A 19,793-nucleotide genomic window follows, 5' to 3' on the forward strand; every position below is an offset into this window, starting at 1 on the left:
GAGACCAACACAGTCATCTGCGCTCGATGGGACTGTGTTGGTCTCGACACGGATTCGTTCGTTCCTCACGAATCCGGCTCGACCAGCGAAGGTGAATCAGGTGGTCGTCGCCAGCACCAACGGGCTCACCGAGCCGGCGTCGGCGTCGAGGAGAGCGCGGGCCGCGAGGGTGATGGTCCAGCCGGTCGCGACGCGGTCGTCGACGAGCAGTACGTCAGCACCCGGCGGGACCTCGGCGTGGAGCGAGAACCGGCGGCCGACGGCGGCGACGCGCTGGGCGGAGTTGGAGGCGCCGTGACCGGGACCGATGTCGGGGTCGACGATGGACCACGAGCCGAGGACGGGGACGCGGAGGTAGCGCGAGAGACCGTCGGCGAAGTCGCGGGTCAGGGTGGGGCGGGTCGCCGACTCGACGTAGACGATGCCGCCCACGCGTGGCTTCCAGTCGCCCAGCACCTCGACGACCGCCTTCACCAGCGGCACCGGCACCGGACCGTCCTGGGCGGGCTCACGGAAGAGGTCACGCAGCGCCTGGCCGTAACCGAGGTCGGTCAGCCGCGCGACCGCACGCCCTTCGAGCGGCCCCTCCTTGATCTTGCCCTTGAGCGAGATGCCGAGCCGGTCGAGGCCGGTCGGCCACATCTTCTTCGGCTCCACGACGACCCCGGGCCGCGACAGCCGGGCCGACGCCTCCTGGACCGCCCCCTCGGAGACCGCCGAGGTCACCGCGAAGCCGCCGCAGTTGTCGCACCGACCGCAGTCGACGGCGCCGGGGTCGTCGAGCTGCTCGCGCAGGAACCGCATCCGGCACTGGTCCGTCGAGATGTAGGCGAGCATCGCGTCCTGCTCGCGGCGCCGAGCCTCCGCGACCCGCGCATAGCGCTCCGCGTCGTAGTCCCACGGGACACCGGTCGCCTCCCAGCCACCGCCGACCCGGCGGGCGGCGCCGTCGACGTCGAGCACCTTGAGCATCTGCTCGAGGCGTGAGCGGGACAGGTCGACGTACGTCTCCAGCGCCTGGGTCGACAGCGCCCGCCCTGCCTCGGAGAGGACACCCAGGGTCTGCCGCACCTGCTCCTCGCGCGGGAAGGCGAGCGAGGCGAAGTAGGCCCAGATGTCGCGGTCCTCGACACCGGGGAGCAGCACGACGGAGGCGTCCGAGGTGCCGCGGCCGGCACGGCCCACCTGCTGGTAGTAGGAGACCGGGGAGGAGGGCGCACCCATGTTGACCACGAACCCGAGCGTGGCGTCGAAGCCCATCCCGAGCGCCGAGGTCGCCACCAGCGCCTTGACCTTCCCGGCGGCCAGCGACTCCTCCAGCTCCGCCCGCTCGGCGGCCTCCGTGCGTCCGGAGTAGGCGGCGACGTCGTGACCGCGCGAGCGCAGGTAGTCGGCGATCTCCTCCGTCGCGGCCACGGTCAGGCAGTAGACGATGCCCGATCCGGGCTGCTCGGAAAGGTGGTCGGAGAGCCAGGCCAGCCGCTGCTCCGGGGTCTTCAGCGAGACCACCGCGAGCCGCAGGGACTCGCGGTCCAACGATCCTCGAAGCACCAGGACTCCCGAACCCATCTGCTCGGCGACGTCCGCGGTCACCCGGGAGTTGGCGGTCGCGGTCGTCGCGAGCACCGGAATCCCGGTGGGAAGGTCGGCCAGCAGCGTACGGATCCGACGGTAGTCGGGCCGGAAGTCGTGCCCCCAGTCGGAGATGCAGTGGGCCTCGTCGACCACCAGCAGGCCGCACTCGGCGGCCAACCGAGGCAGCACCGCATCGCGGAACTTCGGGTTGTTGAGCCGCTCGGGGGAGACCAGCAGGACGTCCACCTCGCCCGCATGGATGGCCTCCTCGATCGAGACCCAGTCCTCGGGGTTGGTCGAGTTGATCGTCACCGCCCGGATCCCGGCCCGCTGCGCGGCCGCGATCTGGTTGCGCATCAGCGCGAGCAGCGGCGAGACGATCACGGTCGGCCCCAGGCCGGCCTCACGCAGCAGCAGCGTCGCCACGAAGTAGACCGCCGACTTCCCCCAGCCGGTCTTCTGCACGACCAGCGCGCGACGGCGGTCGACCGCGAGCGCCGAGATCGCCGACCACTGGTCCTCGCGCAGAGTCGCATCCGGGCGCCCCACGAGGGCGCGCAGATGCGCCTCGGCACGAGCACGTACGTCAGTGGCGGGATCAGTCATGCACCCAGGTCTACCAGGGACCACCGACTACTTTCCCAGCGCCGACGTCGGCCAGTCAGCGAGATCGGCGAGCATCTGCCGGTCGTGCGTAGCCACGACGACCGCTGCCGACGTGGCCCGCAGCGCAGCCGTGAGCTCGTCCACCAGCCCGGCAGAGAGATGGTTCGTCGGCTCGTCCAGGATCAGCAGATGCGGTCGCGAGGCCAGCCGCAGCGCCAGCTCGAGCCGACGCTGCTGCCCCTGGGACAGCCGCGACGCAGGCGTACGCCGCGCCTCCGCGTCCATCAGCCCCGTCGACCGGAGCGAGACGAGCGCCCGCTCGGGCACCACCCCGGCGGCGACCAGACGTCCGCAGTGCTGTGCATAGACCTCGGCCGCGGTCAGCCCCGGCGCCCAGGCCGGCTCCTCCTGTCCGACCAGCGCCACTCGCGCCCCCGGCGAGACCCACACCGAGCCCGCCGAAGGAGCGAGCCCGCCGCCCAGCACCTGCAGCAACGTCGACTTACCCGCCCCGTTCGGACCGGTCACGAGCAGCCGCTCGCCGGCGTCGAGAGCGAGCGAGACGGGCGCGGACAGCCGACCGAAGACCTTGATGTCATCAGCCCGCAGCAGCGTGCCCCCGACATCCGACGGGAGCGACGGAAACTGCAGCGACGCCGGCGGCTCCGGCACGGAGATGCGGTGCGCCTCGAGCGCCGCGAGGTCTCGGTTGAAGGAGCGCACCAACCCGGGAGCGCGGGTCTGTCGCTGATGCTTCCCGGTCCCCTTGGGTGGGCGCCAGCCCGTGCTCAGCCGGTCCCGGGCCGCCGAGACCGAGTCCTGCAGCCGCCGGTGCTCCTCCTGCTGAGCCGCGAAGTCCTGCTCCCAGCACTCACGTTCGCGCCGCCGGCCCTCCTGCCAGCCCTGATAGCCACCGGCGTACGTCCGCGCCCGGCCGTCCTCGCTCGGGTCCAGGTCGAGGAACTCGACGGCGGTGTCCCGCAGCAGGAGACGGTCGTGGGAGACCAGGACGACCCCGCCGGCATGGCTCCGGATCCGCTCGGTCAGGAACGCCAGCCCCGAGGCGTCCAGATGGTTGGTCGGCTCGTCGAGCACGAGCAGGTCGTGGTGCGCTCCGAGCAGGCAGGCCAGCCGCACCCGGTAGCGCTGCCCGACCGACAGGGTCGCCAGCTCCCGAGTGTGGTCGGTGCACGCACCGAGTGCCTCCAGCGCGATCTGCACCCGGCGCTCGGCGTCCCAGGCGTCCAGCGCCGTCGCGCGCTCCAGCGCGACGGCGTACGTCCCTGCGGAGTCCGACGGATCCTCGGTGAGCGCCGCAGCAGCGTCGTCGAGCGCCCGGAGCGCGTCGTGGGACTCCGCCAGCGCGGCGGAGGTGAGGGTGCCGACGGTGTCCCCAGGACGTACGTCCAGGGCTTGGTGGGCGATCCCGAGACTGCCGTGCCGCTGAACACGCCCGGAGTCGGGGACGAGCAGTCCGGCCAGGACGTGGAGCAGTGTGGTCTTGCCGCGGCCGTTCTCGCCGACGACGGCCAGCCGGGACCGGTTGGCGGCGGAGACGGTCAGGGAGACGCCGCGCAGGACGGAGCGACCGCCACGGGTGACCGAGATGTCCTCGGCGCGCAGGTGGGCAGAGGTGTGATGGGTCTGTACAGACACGAAAGTGAACTTCCAGCTCGCGTACGGGAGCCGGGAAGCGAGAGGCAGCTACCCGGCAGATGGCCGGACAGCGGCGTGAGTATGCCTCGAAGCGCCGCCGTCAGGCGGCGGGGCGCAGGCGCATGTAGGCGATACCGAGGTTCATGCCTCGAGCGTAGCCAGAGACGAACCGTCCGCGCGAACCGTTATTCACCGAGCGGGAAGAAGTAACGCCGAGCCGGCGCTGTTGGTCCTCCCCCACGGGGACCCGCAGAACCGGCCCGGCGTCTCCAGTATGCGTCCAATCGCCGCACCGGCATAACCACACGCCCGAATTCGTACTTTAGTTACCAAAAGCGGTCGACGACGCCGTCTTTTGAAGGGACGGCGCCGTCGAGACCGGCTCTATGAGGGTGCTGAGGGTCAGCTCACCGAGACCGCGGTCCAAGCCGCCTCGACGGCCGCGACCTCGGCGCTGGAGGCGCCGTAGAGGTCCGAGGCCGCCTTCACCGTCGCGTCGCGCGCGCCGGCGTAGTCGGTCGTCGAGGTGAAGTAGGTCGAGTTGGCGCGGAACCAGATCTTCTCGGCCTTGTCGCGACCGATGCCGGTGATCGTCGAGCCGTCGCACGTCGTGCTCGAGTGGGCGACACCACCGATCGTCTTCGCACCCGAGCCCTCGGCGAGCAGGTAGAAGAAGTGGTTGCCGACGCCGCTGGAGTAGTGGACGTCGAGGTTGCCGGTCGAGGAGGACCAGCAGTTGACCGAGTTGCCGTCGGCGGACGGGTTGTCCATGCGGCGCAGCGGGTCGCCGCCGTCGAGGATGAAGGACTCACCGATCAGGTAGTCGCCCTTGTCCTCGGCGTTGTTCGCGTAGAACTCGACCATCGTGCCGAAGATGTCGGAGGTCGACTCGTTGAGGCCACCGGACTCGCCGGAGTACTCCAGACCCGAGGTGTTCTCGGTGACACCGTGCGTCATCTCGTGGCCCGCGACGTCCAGCGACACCAGCGGTCCGTAGCCGACACCGTCGCCGTCGCCGTACGTCATCTTCTCGCCGTCCCAGAAGGCGTTGACGTAGTTCTTGCCGTAGTGGACCCGGTTGTAGGAGCCCGAGCCGTCGCCGAAGATGCCGTCGCGGGCGTGGACGTTCTTGAAGTAGTCCCAGGTGACGTTGGTGCCGTACTGCGCGTCGGCCGCCGCGGTCGCCCGGTCGGCGTTGGAGCCGTTGCCGAAGGTCGTGGTCGGGCTCGTGACCACGGTGCCCGCCGCGCACCCGAACCCGAGAAGCTGGCACAGCAGGCTGTCCTCGGCGTTCTTCATGTCGGTCGTGTAGGTGCCGCCACGGGTCTCGTCACGCAGCTCGTACGTCGAGCCGTTCTGCTTCACCTGCAGCGGGACGGTCCCGGAGTAGAGGGTGTTGCCCTCGCCGTCGATGGTGTGGATGCCCTCGACCCGGCGCAGCACCGTGCCGGTGCCCGCGTCGACATAGGTGGCCAGGCGGGAGGGGGTGCCGTCGGCCTGCTTGCCCTTGGTGGTCACCCGCCAGGCCAGCGTCGGCGAGCCGTCGACCGCGTCGACGACGAGCTCGGGGGCGTACTTCTTGTCGACCGCAAGATCGGTGATCGTCTTGGTGACCGCGTCCAGGGTCAGCGCGGCCCGCGTCGCCGCGGCCGAGGTGACGGTCGGCTTCACCGAGAGGTCGAGCACCGTGGCCAGCCCCTGGGAGACCGAGGTCACCGCACCGGACCTGTTCTGGTGGGCGACCAGGTCGCCGCCGACGACCTCGAGGCCCTCGTAGGTGCGGTTCATCCGTACGTGGGTGGCGCCGGTGGTGTCCTTCAGGGTCACCACCGGCTCGAGCTCCTGGCCCGCGCCGACCTTCCAGGTCGACGGCTTGCTGGTCAGCGCCCTGATGGCCTTGTCAGCGATCGACTCGTCGTCGATCACCTGCTGGGCGGCCAGGCCGGTCGTCGTCACGCTCGCCGGCGTGATGGTGGAGGCGGAGCCGGCAGGGGTGGCGCCGGCCGGGCTTCCGAAGGAGGCGATGAAGGCAGTTCCTGCAACAGCGACAGCGGTCGCTGCTCCCGCTACTCGGACGATACGCATCGTGGGGGTTCTCCTCGATTGTGGGGACCAGGATTGGGGGAATCCTTGCACCGGAATCGATAGCGCGGAGAAACAATTTCCTGCAATGCGGATTTATGAAGCCGCCTTCCCGCGTAACTCCTTTACGTTGTTATCGAATATTGACCAATACCCCTACCCCCAGGGGTCACCAGATCCGGACGCGCTCCTCCGGATCGAGCCAGAGACCGTCGCCCGGAGCGGTGCCGAAGACCTCGTGGAACTCGTCGAGGTTGCGCGCGATGTTGGCGCGGAACTCGGGCGGGCTGTGCGGGTCGATCGTCAGGTACTGCTGCGCCTGCTCCTTGCGGCGCACCGTACGCCACACGTAGGCCCAGTTGAGGAAGAGCCGCTGCCGGTCGCCGATCTCCGCCGTGCCACCGGTCGCCAGCATGTAGGCGGTGTGGGCGATCGTCAGGCCGCCCAGGTCGCCGATGTTCTCGCCGACGGTCAGGGCACCGTTGACGAACTCGCCGGGCAGGTCCCGCGGGGAGAGCTTGGAGTACTGCTCGATCAGCGCCTTGGTCTTCACCTCGAAGGCCGCCTTGTCCTCCGGCGACCACCAGTCCTGCATGTTGCCGTCGCCGTCGAACTGCGCACCCTGGTCGTCGAAGCCGTGGCCGACCTCGTGGCCGATCACCGCGCCGATGCCGCCGTAGTTCTCCGCCGGGTGGGCGTCCTTGTCGAAGAACGGGCGCTGCAGGATGCCGGCCGGGAAGCAGATCTCGTTGGTGCCGGGGTTGTAGTAGGCGTTGACCGTCTGCGGCAGCATGAACCACTCGTCACGGTCGACCGTGCCGCCGAGCTTGCCGAGCTGCCGGTCGGTCTCGAAGACGCTCGCCGCGGAGACGTTGCCGATCAGGTCGTCCTTGCTGATCTGCAGCGCCGAGTAGTCGCGCCACTTGTTCGGGTAGCCGATCTTCGGCGTGAACTTGTCGAGCTTCTCGTAGGCCTTCTCCTTGGTCTCCTCGCCCATCCAGTCGAGCTCGGAGATCGACTTGCGGTAGGCCTCCAGGAGGTTGTGGACGAGCTCGTCCATCTGGGCCTTCGCCTCGGGCGGGAAGTGGCGCGCGGCGTACTCCTTGCCGACCGCCTCCCCGATCGCGCCCTCGACCAGCGCGACGCCGCGCTTCCAGCGTTCGCGCAGCTCGGGGGTGCCGTTGAGGGTGCGCCCGTAGAAGTCGAAGTTGGTCTCGACGAAGTCGTCGGTCAGGTACGGCGCCGCCCAGCGCAGCACGTGGAAGTAGAGCCACAGCTTCCAGTCGTCGATGTCGACCTCGCCGAGCACCGTGGAGAGGTGGGCGAAGAAGGACGGCTGCCGCACGACCACCTCACCGAGCACCGCGTCGGTGGTCAGCTTCGAGCCGGAGAGGTTGCGGACGTAGGCGTCCCAGTTGAAGTTGGGGGCCAGCTCACGCAGCTCGGCGAGGGTCAGCAGGTTGTAGGTCTTCTGCTTGTCGCGGGTCTCCTCGCGCGCCCAGTGGCCCTCGGCCAGGCGGGTGTCGATCCGGATGATCGTCTCGGCGGCCGCACGCGGGTCGGGGTGCTCGGCGAGCGCATAGAGCCGCTCGAGGTAGCCGGCGTACTTCCCCAGCACCTCGGCGAACTTCTCGTCGAAGTAGTAGTCCTTGTCGGGCAGGCCGAGGCCGCCCTGGAGAAGGTTGAAGATGTAACGGTCGGACTGCTTGTCGTCGTTGTCGACGTAGGACCCGAACAGCCCGTGGCCACCGATCCGCTCGACCTCACCCAGGAACGCCGCCAGGTCGTCGGCGTCGCGGAGCCCGTCCACGGCGGCCCTCAGACCGTCCAGCGGCCGTACGCCGCGCTCGGCCACCGCCGCCTCGTCCATGAAGCTCGCGAAGAGGTCACCGATCTTCTGGGCGTCGCTGCCCGGCTCGCCGCCGGACGCCGCGAGCTCCTCGATGATCGCGCGCACGTCCTTCTCGGCCTGGTCGGCCAGCATCACGAACGGCCCCCAGCTGGACCGGTCGGCCGGGATCTCGACCTCTCGGAGCCAGGTGCCGTTGACGAACCCGAACAGGTCGTCCTGCGGCCGGATGCTGTCGTCCATGCCCGGGCGGGCGTCATCAAGAATCGTCACAGGCCCCAGCGTAGATGCGGCGTCCCAAGCGGGTGGGCAACTACCCCGGGGTTAGCCAGGTTTGACGATCCGGTTCATCTCGAAGTGCATCGGGTCGGTCCACTTCCAGTTGCCGCCCCAGGTGAAGCCCCAGCGCTCGAAGATGGAGACGACGGTGCGGTCCATCTCGCCGACCGTGCCGCGCTGGTTGCCGGCGGTGTTGAGGTCGACGGCGGTCCCGAAGGCGTGGTTGGAGAGCTGGGTGGTGTTGGCGATGAAGCGGGGGTAGTAGCAGCCGGCGTACTGCGACGGGATGATCTTCTTGGCCAGGCCGCGGTCGACGACCTCCTGCAGCGCCGCACGCAGCTGCGGGATCATCACCTTGTTGCAGGTCACCGAGCCGAGGATCGGCACCTGGGCCGTCACGATGTGGGAGCTCACCCAGCTCGAGGCGGGGGTGATGGTGCCGTCGCCGTTGGCGCGGTAGGTGTAGTTGCCGACGGCCTCGGCGACGGTGCCGACGACGTAGGCCTTCTGGGGAGCGTTGGGGTCGAGGCCGGCGCGGGCGACGACGTCGAGGCGCTGGACCGAGGCGTCCGAGCCGACGACCTTCTGGATCGGCGCGACGACCCGGTTGGGGGCGATGGCGGCGGTGGAGACGATGAGCGCGTTGCCCTTCTCCATGCCCATCTCCTCGCCCCACTTGTGGTTGACGACCGCGGCGGCGAGGCCCGGCGGCTGGGGAGCGTACGCACCGACGTGGACGGTGGTCGCGTCCTTCTTGGAGCCCAGCGTGACGAAGCCGTCCTTGTCGGCCGGGAGCTCGTCCTGGCGCTCGGGGTCGATCGCCACCTCGCCTCCGGCGACGCGCTGCCAGACCTCGTCGGAGTCGGCGCTCTGGAAGGGGGCGAAGTTGCGGTAGGTCGACGGGTCGACCGCGACCACCTTCACCAGCCGCCCCTCGACGCTGACCTGGGCCATCGAGATCTGCTCGACCCCGGACACACCGTCGAGAGACCGGATCTTCTTGACGTCGGCGGAGGAGAGGGTGTCCTCGGAGAGGATCAGCAGGTCGGTCGAGTGCAGCGTGCCCTCGCGCTTGCCGGGCATCTCCACGGCGTGCGAGGGGTCGGCGACAGGACTCTCGTCCTTCGCGGCCCCGCTCGCGCTCGCGCTCGGGCTGCCGCTCGGGGAGGCCGGCTTGGACGGCTCGCCTGCACAGGCCGCCAGGGTCACCACGAGGACCGCCCCGATCGCCGCGGCCGCTCTCAACGAGACCTGTCGCATCCAGTCACCTCCCCGCAGGAAGGTTAGGCGAGGGTTGGTGACGACCCAACTCGTGGGTAACTCAGCCGAGGACCCGCGACGCCAGCCAGGCGATGTCGTCGGCCGTCTCGTCGGGCGACTTGGTGGGCTGCATGACGTGGCTCAGCACGACCCGCACGACCATCTCGATGGCGACATCGGCCTGATGGTCGCTGAGCCCATGGTCGAACTTGTCGATGTGCTGGTGGATGATCTCGATCGCGTAGCCGAGCAGCCCCTCGCTGTGACTGGTCAGGTAGGGCAGCAGCTCGGTGTCGGCGCCGTGGGTGGCCGAGACCACCGCGTGCAGCAGCTTGTTGTCCTGGGCACGGTCGAGCACGCCGTACGTCGCCTGTCGGATCGCCCCGAGGAAGTCGTCCTCCTCGTCGAAGGCCGCGCTCACGACGGCGAGGAACTGCTCCAGCTCGCGCAGGATCAGCGACTTGGCCAGCGCCGGCTTGGCGCCGATGTCGTTGTAGACGGTCTGCCGGCTGACCCCGCACCGCTCCGCGATGCGCGACATCGTCACGCTCGCCCACCCGGTCTCGGTCGTCATCTCGACGGCAGCGTCGAGGATCCGCTGACGGGTGGTTTCAGGTACTCCGGCCGCCATGGGGCCAGAGTCTAGTGCGCCCGGCCCCTAGGACTCGACCGAGTCCGACGCCAGCGGCACGAAGTCGACCTTCTCCCGGACACCGCAGTCCGGACAGCACCAGTCGTCGGGTACGTCCGCCCAGGCCGTGCCGGCGGCGAAGCCCTCGGCCTCGTTGCCCTCCTCGACCCGGTAGGTGTAGCCGCAGCCGGGGCAGCGCGCGGCCAGGACCTCGGCCGCGATGACCTGGGCGACGGTGTCGTCGCCGGCCTCGGCCCGGTCGGCGGCGGGCGGCGGATACTTCGCCAGGATCTTCTCCCGCTTGCGCGGCAGGATGTTGGCCCGCGACATGTCGCCGTCGAAGTGCGCCAGCACCCTCGGATCCATCACCCGGCGCCAGACCGGCGGCAGGATCGCCAGCAGGATCATCCCGGCGTAGCCGGTCGGCAGCACCGGAGACTCCTTGTAGTCGCGCAGAGTCTGGTAGCGGCGTACGGGGTTGGCGTGGTGGTCGCTGTGGCGCTGCAGGTGGTAGAGCAGCACGTTGGTCGCGATGTTGTTGGAGTTCCATGAGTGGCTGGGGTCGACGCGCTCGTAGCGCCGGCCGACCCTCTGCCGCAGCATCCCGTAGTGCTCCATGTAGTTGATGACCTCGAGCAGCGAGAACCCGACCACGGCCTGGATCAGCAGGAACGGGATCACCACCGGCCCGAGCCACACGATCAGCCCGCCCCAGAGCACGGCGGACATCAGCCAGGCGTTGAGTACGTCGTTGCCGATCCGGAACGGGTGCTGGTCGCGGCGGGCGTACCTCTTCCTCTCCAGCCGCCACGCGCTCTTCAGCGACCCCCAGACCGTGCGCGGCCAGAAGGCGTAGAAGGACTCGCCGACCCTGGACGAGGCGGGGTCCTCCGGCGTCGCGACCCGGACGTGGTGACCGCGGTTGTGCTCGATGTAGAAGTGGCCGTAGAAGCTCTGCGCGAGGGCGATCTTGGACAGCCAGCGCTCGACGTCCTCGCGCTTGTGGCCGAGCTCGTGGGCGGTGTTGATGCCGATGCCGCCGATGCACCCGACCGAGATCGCCAGCCCGACCCGGTCGACCGTGCTCAGGGTGTGGCCGTCGAAGGCGCCGTGGGCGGCGATGGCCATGCCGCCGATGAAGACGGCGTACTGCAGCGGGAGGTAGGAGTAGACGATCCACCGGTAGTAGCGGTCGTTCTCCAGCGCCTCGATCATGTCGTCGGGCGGGTTGGACTGGTCGAGCCCCGCGAACAGGTCGATCGCCGGCACCACGATCAGGATGATGATCGGTCCGGTCCACAGGAACGCGCCGATGTCGGTGAGATGCCAGCCGCCGATCGCGATGAAGCCCAGGATGGGAACCACCAGGCCCAGCAGCCACAGATAGCGCTTCTTGTCGCGCCACTGCTCGGTCGAGCCGTCGGGCACGGTGCTGTTGGCGATCTCCATCGTCGGCCCCCTTGACAATTCAGGATGATCTGTCAAGTGTCGTACGTCACGTCGGTGCTTGTAAATAGGATGGACGCATGACGACGAGCCTGCCCTTCGGCATCGACTTCGGCGGCACCGGCATCAAGGGTGCCCCGATCGACCTCGCGACCGGCGAGTTCGCCGAGGAACGCGTACGCATCCCGACTCCCGAACGCTCCACCCCCGAGGCCATCGCCGAGATCTTCGTCGACCTGCTCGCCCAGTTCCCGGACTACGACGGGAAGGTCGGCGTGACCGTCCCGGGGGTCGTACGCCACGGGGTGGTCCACTCCGCGGCCAACATCGACAAGTCCTGGATCGGCGCCGACGCGGACGCCATCTTCACCGCGGCCACCGGGCGCGACGTGCACGTGGTCAACGACGCCGACGCGGCCGGCCTGGCCGAGGTCCGCTACGGCGCCGCGAAGGGCCGGCGCGGGCTGGTCATCATGACCACGCTCGGCACCGGCATCGGCTCGGCGCTCCTCTACGACGGCGTGCTCGTGCCCAACTCCGAGCTCGGCCACCTCGAGCTCGACGGCCACGACGCCGAGACGCGTGCCTCCAACGTCGCCCGCAAGCGCGAGGACCTCTCCTGGAAGCACTGGGCCAAGCGGCTGCAGAAGTACTACCGCCACCTGGAGATGCTCTTCTCGCCCGACCTATTCCTGGTCGGCGGAGGGGTGTCGAAGGAAGCGGCGGAGTTCCTGCCGCTGCTCGAACTGGACACCGAGATCATCCCGGCGAAGCTGCTCAACACCGCGGGGGCCGTAGGGGCCGCCTTGTACGCCGAAGAGCTCGCCACCGACTGATCCCGTGGGTCCCGGCGGACTGCCTGGCCGGCTGCCCGGCGGACCGGCCATCGGCGGGCCGGGCATCGGCGGACCGGGCATCGGCGGGCCGCCCATCGGCGGCATCGGCGGTGCCGGGCGATCCCACGGAGCCCCGGCCTTCTTCGTCTCCTTGACCTGGGCGAGGAAGGCCTTGCGGGCCGCGCGCCGCTGCCGGCGAGCCTGGCGCCGGCCCCGTGCCCACGGGCTGCGAAGCACCCGGAACGCCGCGTACGCCGCACCGACGAGCACCAGCAGCGCGACCAGGCCGACGGCCAGGGCCCAGTCGGCCCGGGCGCTCACCCCGGCCGCGGCGGAGGAGGCGTCCTCGAGATAGCCGTTGTCGAGATCCGCTCGCGCGCCGGCCGCGCCCGCGTCGAGGAGCAGCACCAGCTCACCGAGCTCGGTCAGTGGGTCCTGCATCCCCTCGACGTCGGCCGTGGCCTCGCCGACCTCGGTGATCACCTCGGCAGTGCGAGGCAGCGTGGTGGCGAGGTCGCGATAGAGGGCGTCTTCGTTCGCGCCCTCGTAGGCCTCCCGGGCCGCCGTCGGCACCGGCAGGTCGGCCTTCTTCGCAGCCTCCTGGACCGCGGCGGCGTCGGCGCTCGCCGCGCCGAGCTGACCGATGACCGGGTCGACGTCCTCGAACGTCCACGCGGCCATGACGTCGCGCAGCCCCAGGGGCGGCATCCACTTGCCGTCGGCGGTGTCGATCGCGGCGTACGCCTGGCGGGCCTTGGCCCTGGGCTTGAGCTGCTTGGCCTCGGCACGGGTCAGCACCCACGTCTTCAGCGGCTTCTCCGGAGAGGCGTCGGTGTCGTACCGCTGCACGATGTCGAGGAAGAAGCGCCAGTCGACCGGACCGCTGCTGATCTCGTCGTCGGCGGGGTCATAGCCGCTGCGGCCGTCGTAGACGTCGTCGACCACGTGGGTGAGCTGCTCGTCGGAGAGGTCGGAGAGCATCGCCGAGACGGCGGTGTAGGCCGCCGGATAGCCGTACGCGTCGTTCTCCTGGCTCCACCCCTCGGCGTCCCAGCTCAGCAGGGGGAACGCGGCCTTGCCGCCACGCTTCACCTTGCCGTACTTCTGCCCCTTGGCGCCGACCTCCTTCGTCGCGCGCTGGGCGATGACCTCGGTCAGGCCCTCGCTCAGCCAGCGGCCCTCGACGAGGTCGGGGTTGATCCAGGCGTGGGTCATCTCGTGGTAGAGGATCGCCGTGTCCAGATCCTCGGAGACGACGATCTCGTCGGCGTCGGAGTCGAACCAGGCGTAGCCGACCGCCTCCGCGGAGCCGTCCTCACGGATGGTCTCCAGACCACCGGGCCACTCGTTGCCCGTCAGGCGCTCGAGCACCGGCATGCCCTCGGTCACCCGCTTCTCGGCGAAGTCGAGCCAGTCCTCGTCCTCGGGGAAGCTCTGCAGCGACAGCTTCGTGTCGCCGATCTCGATCTTCTTCTCGTCGAAGGCCTTCGGGTCGCGGGCGGAGACGCCGGCGTCGACGAAGTCGCCCTCGGAGTGCCAGGTCGTCGTCCTGCCCTTCGTCTTCTTGGTGAAGTCGCCCGAGGAGGCGGTGAACGTCATCGACTTCGGCAGCACCACGTCGACGGTCACCTGCCCGTCGTCACCGAGGCCGATCACGGGGAAGACGGCGTAGCCCTCACCGATCCGGATGTGGTTCCTCTTCGCCCGGATCGGGGCGCCCGTCAGCTCGTAGGTCCAGGTGATCGTGCGCGACTTGCCGTAGTAGAGGTTCGGGAAGGACACGGTCACCACCTCGAGACCGGTGCCATTGACCTTCTCGGTGCTCACCGGCAGGTTCGCCCCGTTGCTGGTCGCCCTGACCTTCTTCGCGCCGGCCGGGATCGGGATCGCGTGACCGGTCAGGAAGTAGTAGGTCGTGGCCGTGCTCGGCTGCTGGTTGGTGACCGTGATCTCGGACTTCACCTTCACCGTCCGGGCCTTCTCGTCGAGCACGTAGCGGGTGCGCGAGGACTCGCCGACCCCGTCATCGGGTGCCGCGACGGCTGTCGGCGCCGTCATCACCAGCCCAGCACCGAGCAGCCCCAGCACGAACAGACCCGCTGCCACGCGCCGGAGCAGACGTGCTCCCTGACCGCTCTCCACCCGGGCACCTTAGACCGATGCCCCGCCGGGTACGACCTTTTTGGACCGCTCCCCGGACGGCCACGCGGGACGTCACGCCCAGGGCGTGCCCCACTTGTCGGCGTACGCGATCTCCTCGAGCGGACGCCGGACGCGCTCGCGCTCCTCGCGCTCGGCATCCCTCGGGTCGACCTCGGCGGGGTCGCCGTGGAGGCCCACCGCGATGCCGGTCATGACCTTCCACCAGTCCGGTACGCCGAAGGCTGCCGCCACCGCACCGTGGTCGAACCCGGCGAACTGATGGGAGGACAGCCCGAGGGAGGCGGCCTGGACGGACAGGTGCGCCGCCGCCTGACCGAGGTCGTAGTAGGAGTAGTCGGCCCACTTCGGGCCGTTGCCGTCCGGGTCGGCGGCGACCTGGGCGACCGCCACGAAGACGGCCGAGGCCCGCGGGACCCAGCCAGAGTTGCCGCGGGAGAGGTGGGCGACGAAGGTCTGGTGGCCTGCCGATCCACGAGGCAGGACCAGGAAGGACCACGGCTGGCTGTTGCCCGCGCTCGGTGCCCATCGGGCCGCCTCGAGCAGCAGCCTGATCTCGGCGTCGGCGAGCTCGTGGGCCGGGTCGAAGACGCTCACCGACCAGCGGTCACGCAGGTGCTCGGTCAGGTCCTCGGCGCCGGGCTGGGGCGCGCGCTTCGCGGCAGTCATGCATCCATTCTGCAATGTCTACTGACTTGAGCGACAAACTGTCTCAGAGGGCGTCAGGCGAGGTAGCGGCCGGGGCGGTGGTTGAAGGCCAGGATGATGTTGAGGACGACCGCACCGAGGGCGGAGAGCAGGACGGTCACGGGCGAGACGACGGCGAGCGCGAGCAGGATGACGCTGAGGTCGAGGCCCATCTGGACGTATCCGGCGCGCAGGTTGAGCCGCTCCTGCAGGACCAGGGCGAGCACGTTGAACCCGCCCAGCGAGGCGCCGTGGCGGAAGATCACCAGGAGCCCGAGGCCGACGAGCAGGTTGCCGGCCACGACGCCGTAGATCGTGTCGAGCCCATCGAGCGGGAGCAGGTCGGCGTGGACCCGGGTCATCGCCGAGACCGTGATGACGCAGCCCAGCGACCGGACCGTGAACCAGGTGCCCTTCTTGGAGAGCGCGAGCCCGAAGAAGGGCAGGTTGACCAGCACGAACAGCACCTCGAACGGCAGCCCGGTCCAGTAGCTCACCAGCAGGCTCAGGCCGGCGGTGCCGCCGGTCACCGAGCCGACCGACTGGATCAGGTAGAGACCCAGCGAGGTCACCACGATGCTGGTCACGTAGCCGAGCGCGTCCTCCAGCAGGGTGTGGGGGACGCGGATCGACTCGAGGGAGTCTGTCAACGGCTCGGACACGACACTCATTCTGGGTGCCGTGCCCGAGCCGCGGGGAATTCAGAAGGACGAGATCTGCACCACTCCCGGTCGCCTCACCGCTGGCCTGTCGGACGCACGACGATCTCGTTGACATCGACGTCCGGGGGCTGCGCGAGGGCGAATCCGACCGCCCTGGCGATCGCGTCTGCGGGGATCTGATGAGCACGGTAGGTCGCCATCAGTTCGGCTGCCACGGGGTCGGTGAGATGGGTGGCGAGCTCGGAGGTGACCACGCCCGGCGAGATCGTGGTGACCCTGATCGACGGGTCGGATTCCTGCCGCAGGCCCTCGGTGAGCGCCCACGCCGCGTGCTTGGTGGCGGCGTACAGCGCAGCAGTCGGGCTGACCTGGTGGGCGGCGATCGAGGCGATGGTGACGAAGTGCCCGCCACCAAGCCGTTGGAAGTGCGGCAGGGCGGCGGCGATCCCGTGGTGGAGGCCGCGTACGTTGACATCGATCATCCGGTCCCACTCCTCGATCAAGAACGCGTCGAGACGGGACAGCAGCATGACCCCGGCATTGCCCACGACAGCGTCGATGCGCCCCTGACCTGCGACGACGTCGTCGACAAGAGCCTTGTACGCGGCGAGGTCCGTGACATCGAGCGCATGTCCCTCGGCAGACTTCCCGGCACCGGTCAGTTCGGTGACGATCTCGTCGAGGCGGTCCTTGCGGCGGGCCGCGAGCACGACGTGGTGGCCCTCGGTGGCGAGCCGTCGGGCGGTGGCCTCACCGATGCCGCTGGACGCGCCGGTGACGAGGACGATCTTCTGGTCGGCGGTCATCGCGCGCTCACCTCGGCCGGCTCAGCCCCGCCGTGCGATCGGACGGCGAGGTGTCCCCACGCGTCCCACTCGGCGAGCCGCCGCTCGTAGATGCCCCGGATGAGATCGGGAGCCTGGTCGCCGAAGAGCACCCGCAGCGGCGGCTCGGGTGCGTCGACGATCTCCAGGACCGCGTCCGCAGCGGCGGCCGGGTCGCCGACGCTGAAGCCAGCGCGACGCGCGGCGGCCTCCTCGCGCATGGGGTCGTAGGCGTCCAGCGGTGTGCTGTGGCGGGCGGACGGGCCGCTCCAGTCGGTGCCGAAGGCGCCGGGCTCGACGATGGTGACCCGGATGCCGAACCGGGCGACCTCGGCGGCAAGTGCCTCGCTGAGGCCCTCCAGCGCCCACTTGGAGGCGTGGTAGGCCCCGACGTTGGGGAAGGCGCCGATGCCGCCGATCGAGGAGATCTGCACGAGATGGCCGGCCCCGCGGGACCGCATTCGGGGGAGCACCGCCTGGGTGACGTGGAGGACACCGAAGAGGTTGGTCTCGATCTGGTCCCGCAGATCGCTCGGAGTCAGCTCCTCGACCGCGCCGAAGTGGCCGTAGCCGGCGTTGTTGACGACGACGTCGAGCGGGCCGAGCCGCTCCTCGGTCTGGGCGACACCCGCCCGGACGGCGTCCCGGTCGGTGACATCGAGGGTGAGCGGGAGCAGCGTGTCCGGGTATCGCTCCCGGAGCCCGTCGAGGGCATCCGGAGCACGGACGGAGGCGGCGACCCGGTCGCCTCGGGCGAGGGCTGCCGCGGCGTACGCCCGGCCGAAGCCGCGGGAGGCTCCCGTGATCAGCCAGGTCCTGGATGTGGTGGTTCCGTTGTGGTTCATACCCTCGACGATCGGCCGGTCGCGCCCGCGACAACAGGACGCGTTCTGCCTGGGAGCAGCACACCCAGGCATCGCGCGGATCCGCCCTCTAGCCTGGAGGTATGGCCGACAACCTCCTGGGCGACTTCCTGCGGGCCCGGCGTGCTCAGGTCACGCCCGCGGCGGCCGGGATCCCGGACTTCGGCCGTCGCCGGGTGCCGGGGCTGCGGCGCGAGGAGGTCGCGACCCAGGCCGGGATGAGTGTCGACTACTACGTACGTCTCGAGCAGGGCCGCGAGCGCAGCCCGTCGGCGCAGGTGCTGGAGGCGCTGGCACAGGTGCTGATCCTGGACGAGGATGCTCGGCTGCACCTGTTCCAGCTCGCCGGTGTGGCGCCGGGAGCGCGGCGTACGACTCCGACGGAGCGGGTCGACCCGGAGCTGCGGCGCCTCCTCGACATGTGGCCCGACAACCCGGCGATCGTTCTCGGACGCGGCTACGACCTGCTGGCCGGGAACGCCCTGGCGTACGCCCTCTTCGGAGGCTTCGAGCACGGCGCCAACCTGGTGGTGAAGATCTTTCTCGACCCGGGTGGGCGCAGCCTCTACCCCGACTGGGAGCACGTCGCCGCCTACACGGTGGCCGGGCTGCGGATGGCGTACGGCGAGGATCCCACCGAGCCGCGGATCAACGAGGTCGTCGACATGATGCTCGCCCGGAGCCCCGACTTCGCCCGGCTGTGGGAGCGTCACGAGGCTCGCCGCAAGCGCATGGAGTCCAAGCGGTTCCGCCACCCCGAGGTCGGCGAGATGACTCTGTGGATGAACGCCTTCGACGTGAAGTCGTCGCCCGGCCAGGAGCTCATCGTCTACCACGCCGAACCGGCCACGCAGAGCGCCGACGCCCTCAGGCTGCTCGGCACGCTCGCCGCCACACGCAGAACGGCCGAGGAGTCACGATCGTGACCGCTCGGCCGTCCTGAGCGACGTCTCGCCGCGGGTCCCTCAGGCAGGCACCCGGGCGAGGGCGCCGACGATCTCGTCGACCTTGGTCTTGGCGTCACCGAAGAGCATCTGCGAGTTCTCACGGAAGAAGAGCGGGTTCTGCACACCGGCGTAGCCCGCGGCCATCGACCGCTTGAAGACGACGACGTTCTTGGCCTCCCAGACCCGCAGGACGGGCATGCCCGCGATCGGGCTGCTCGGGTCCTCGGCGGCGGCCGGGTTCACGGTGTCGTTGGCACCGATGACCAGGACGACGTCGGTCTCGGCCAGGTCGTCGTTGATCTCGTCCATCTCCAGGACGATGTCGTAGGGCACCTTGGCCTCGGCCAGCAGGACGTTCATGTGGCCCGGCAGGCGGCCGGCGACCGGGTGGATGCCGAAACGTACGTCCACGCCCTTGTCCCGCAGGATGCGGGTGAGCTCGGCGACCGGGTACTGCGCCTGGGCGACGGCCATGCCGTAGCCCGGGGTGATGACCACGGAGGAGGCGCCGGCGAGGAGCTCGGCGGTGTCCTCGGCGTTGATCTCGCGGTGCTCGCCGTAGTCGACGTCACCGGACGGCCCGGCCTCGATGCCGAACCCGCCGGCGATGACCGAGATGAACGAGCGGTTCATCGCCTTGCACATGATGTAGGAGAGGTACGCACCCGAGGAGCCGACCAGGGCACCGGTGACGATCAGCAGGTCGTTGCTCAGGAGGAAGCCCGAGGCGGCCGCGGCCCACCCGGAGTAGCTGTTGAGCATGGAGACCACGACCGGCATGTCGCCGCCACCGATGGAGGCGACCAGGTGCCAGCCGAGCGCCAGCGCCACGACCGTGACGGCGATCAGCAGCGGGAGCGTCGGGTTGATGACGTAGACGACGGTCAGGATCACGAAGACGACCAGCGCGCCGATGTTGATGACGTTCTTGCCAGGCAGCATCAGCGGCGCCGACTTCATCCGCGCCGAGAGCTTGAGGAACGCGACGATCGAGCCGGTGAACGTGACCGCACCGATGAAGACGCCGATGAAGACCTCGGCGGAGTGGATCGCGCCCCCGTGGATGTGACCGGCGGCCGCCTCGAGGTGGCCGTTCCAGCCGATCAGGACGGCGGCCAGACCCACGAAGGAGTGGAGCAGCGCGATCAGCTCGGGCATGCCGGTCATCTCGACGACCTTGGCGCGCCACAGGCCGATGACCGCGCCGACGGCGACCGCACCGGCCAGGACGAGGATCGCGGTCGTGGTGCCGGCGTCGGCGACCTGGATGACGGTCGCGATGAGCGCCAGCGCCATGCCGGCGACGCCGTAGAGCCAGCCCTGCGAGGCGGTCTCGTGCTTGGACAGACCTGCCAGCGACAGGATGAAGAGGAGGGCGGCGACGAGGTAGGCGGCGCCGGCGATCGAGAAGATATCCATGACGTGTTACC

At 69.7% G+C, this 19,793-nt stretch carries 14 protein-coding genes; 2 read left to right on the forward strand and 12 right to left on the reverse strand.

Annotation, left to right across the window (positions count from 1 at the left end; all coding sequences use genetic code 11):
• Positions 1–96: 96 nt before the first annotated feature.
• The 7 genes from HD557_RS25990 to HD557_RS28840 form a co-directional block, all read right to left on the reverse strand.
• On the reverse strand, positions 97–2,181 hold the full coding sequence (locus HD557_RS25990; RefSeq protein ID WP_196875996.1) for a RecQ family ATP-dependent DNA helicase: 2,085 nt from the start codon (positions 2,179–2,181) through the stop codon (positions 97–99).
• A gap of 27 nt (positions 2,182–2,208) precedes the next feature.
• Positions 2,209–3,837 (reverse strand): ABC-F family ATP-binding cassette domain-containing protein, encoded by a 1,629-nt coding sequence (locus tag HD557_RS25995; protein WP_196875997.1) that lies wholly within the window; start codon positions 3,835–3,837, stop codon positions 2,209–2,211.
• Positions 3,838–4,239: 402 nt separating this feature from the next.
• Complete coding sequence (locus HD557_RS26000) at positions 4,240–5,922, reverse strand: M4 family metallopeptidase (RefSeq protein WP_196875998.1); 1,683 nt, start codon at positions 5,920–5,922, stop codon at positions 4,240–4,242.
• 166 nt (positions 5,923–6,088) lie between these two features.
• Complete coding sequence (locus HD557_RS26005; protein WP_307785710.1) at positions 6,089–8,041, reverse strand: M13 family metallopeptidase; 1,953 nt, start codon at positions 8,039–8,041, stop codon at positions 6,089–6,091.
• A 51-nt stretch (positions 8,042–8,092) separates the two neighbouring features.
• A complete protein-coding gene (locus tag HD557_RS26010; protein ID WP_196875999.1) occupies positions 8,093–9,307 on the reverse strand; it encodes a M15 family metallopeptidase in 1,215 nt (404 codons plus the stop codon).
• Positions 9,308–9,368: 61 nt separating this feature from the next.
• Positions 9,369–9,938 carry a TetR family transcriptional regulator gene (locus HD557_RS26015; RefSeq protein WP_008355812.1) on the reverse strand — a complete coding sequence of 190 codons (570 nt, stop codon included), beginning with the start codon at positions 9,936–9,938 and terminating at the stop codon, positions 9,369–9,371.
• 27 nt (positions 9,939–9,965) lie between these two features.
• Positions 9,966–11,387, reverse strand: a complete 1,422-nt coding sequence (locus HD557_RS28840; RefSeq protein WP_196876000.1) for a fatty acid desaturase — start codon at positions 11,385–11,387, stop codon at positions 9,966–9,968.
• Positions 11,388–11,464: 77 nt separating this feature from the next.
• On the opposite strand from HD557_RS28840, the gene ppgK reads away from it, so the two are divergent.
• Positions 11,465–12,220, forward strand: coding sequence for a polyphosphate--glucose phosphotransferase (ppgK, locus tag HD557_RS26025; RefSeq protein ID WP_196876001.1), 756 nt, complete (start codon positions 11,465–11,467; stop codon positions 12,218–12,220).
• Positions 12,221–14,434: 2,214 nt separating this feature from the next.
• Here the strand turns inward: ppgK and HD557_RS26030 are convergent.
• The 4 genes from HD557_RS26030 to HD557_RS26045 all read right to left on the reverse strand — a co-directional run bounded on the left by HD557_RS26030 (position 14,435) and on the right by HD557_RS26045 (position 17,398).
• Positions 14,435–15,049, reverse strand: coding sequence for a nitroreductase family protein (locus HD557_RS26030; protein WP_008355805.1), 615 nt, complete (start codon positions 15,047–15,049; stop codon positions 14,435–14,437).
• Positions 15,050–15,102: 53 nt separating this feature from the next.
• On the reverse strand, positions 15,103–15,738 hold the full coding sequence (locus tag HD557_RS26035; RefSeq protein ID WP_196876002.1) for a YitT family protein: 636 nt from the start codon (positions 15,736–15,738) through the stop codon (positions 15,103–15,105).
• Between the two features lie 65 nt (positions 15,739–15,803).
• Complete coding sequence (locus HD557_RS26040) at positions 15,804–16,535, reverse strand: SDR family oxidoreductase (RefSeq protein WP_196876003.1); 732 nt, start codon at positions 16,533–16,535, stop codon at positions 15,804–15,806.
• The gene (locus HD557_RS26045) at positions 16,532–17,398 is read right to left on the reverse strand and encodes an oxidoreductase (RefSeq protein ID WP_196876004.1); all 867 of its coding nucleotides are present in this window, start codon (positions 17,396–17,398) and stop codon (positions 16,532–16,534) included. The genes HD557_RS26040 and HD557_RS26045 overlap by 4 nt, the downstream gene beginning before the upstream one ends.
• Positions 17,399–17,499: 101 nt before the next feature.
• Here HD557_RS26045 and HD557_RS26050 point away from each other — a divergent pair, with 101 nt between their 5' ends.
• Positions 17,500–18,342: a helix-turn-helix transcriptional regulator gene (locus HD557_RS26050; RefSeq protein ID WP_196876005.1), complete on the forward strand. Its 843-nt coding sequence runs from the start codon at positions 17,500–17,502 to the stop codon at positions 18,340–18,342.
• 39 nt (positions 18,343–18,381) lie between these two features.
• On the opposite strand, the gene pntB is transcribed toward HD557_RS26050, so the two are convergent.
• Positions 18,382–19,782: a Re/Si-specific NAD(P)(+) transhydrogenase subunit beta gene (gene pntB / locus HD557_RS26055; protein WP_008355801.1), complete on the reverse strand. Its 1,401-nt coding sequence runs from the start codon at positions 19,780–19,782 to the stop codon at positions 18,382–18,384.
• Between the last annotated feature and the right edge of the window lie 11 nt (positions 19,783–19,793).

This window comes from Nocardioides luteus (genome assembly GCF_015752315.1).
In the GTDB taxonomy this organism is placed as follows: Bacteria; Actinomycetota; Actinomycetes; order Propionibacteriales; family Nocardioidaceae; genus Nocardioides.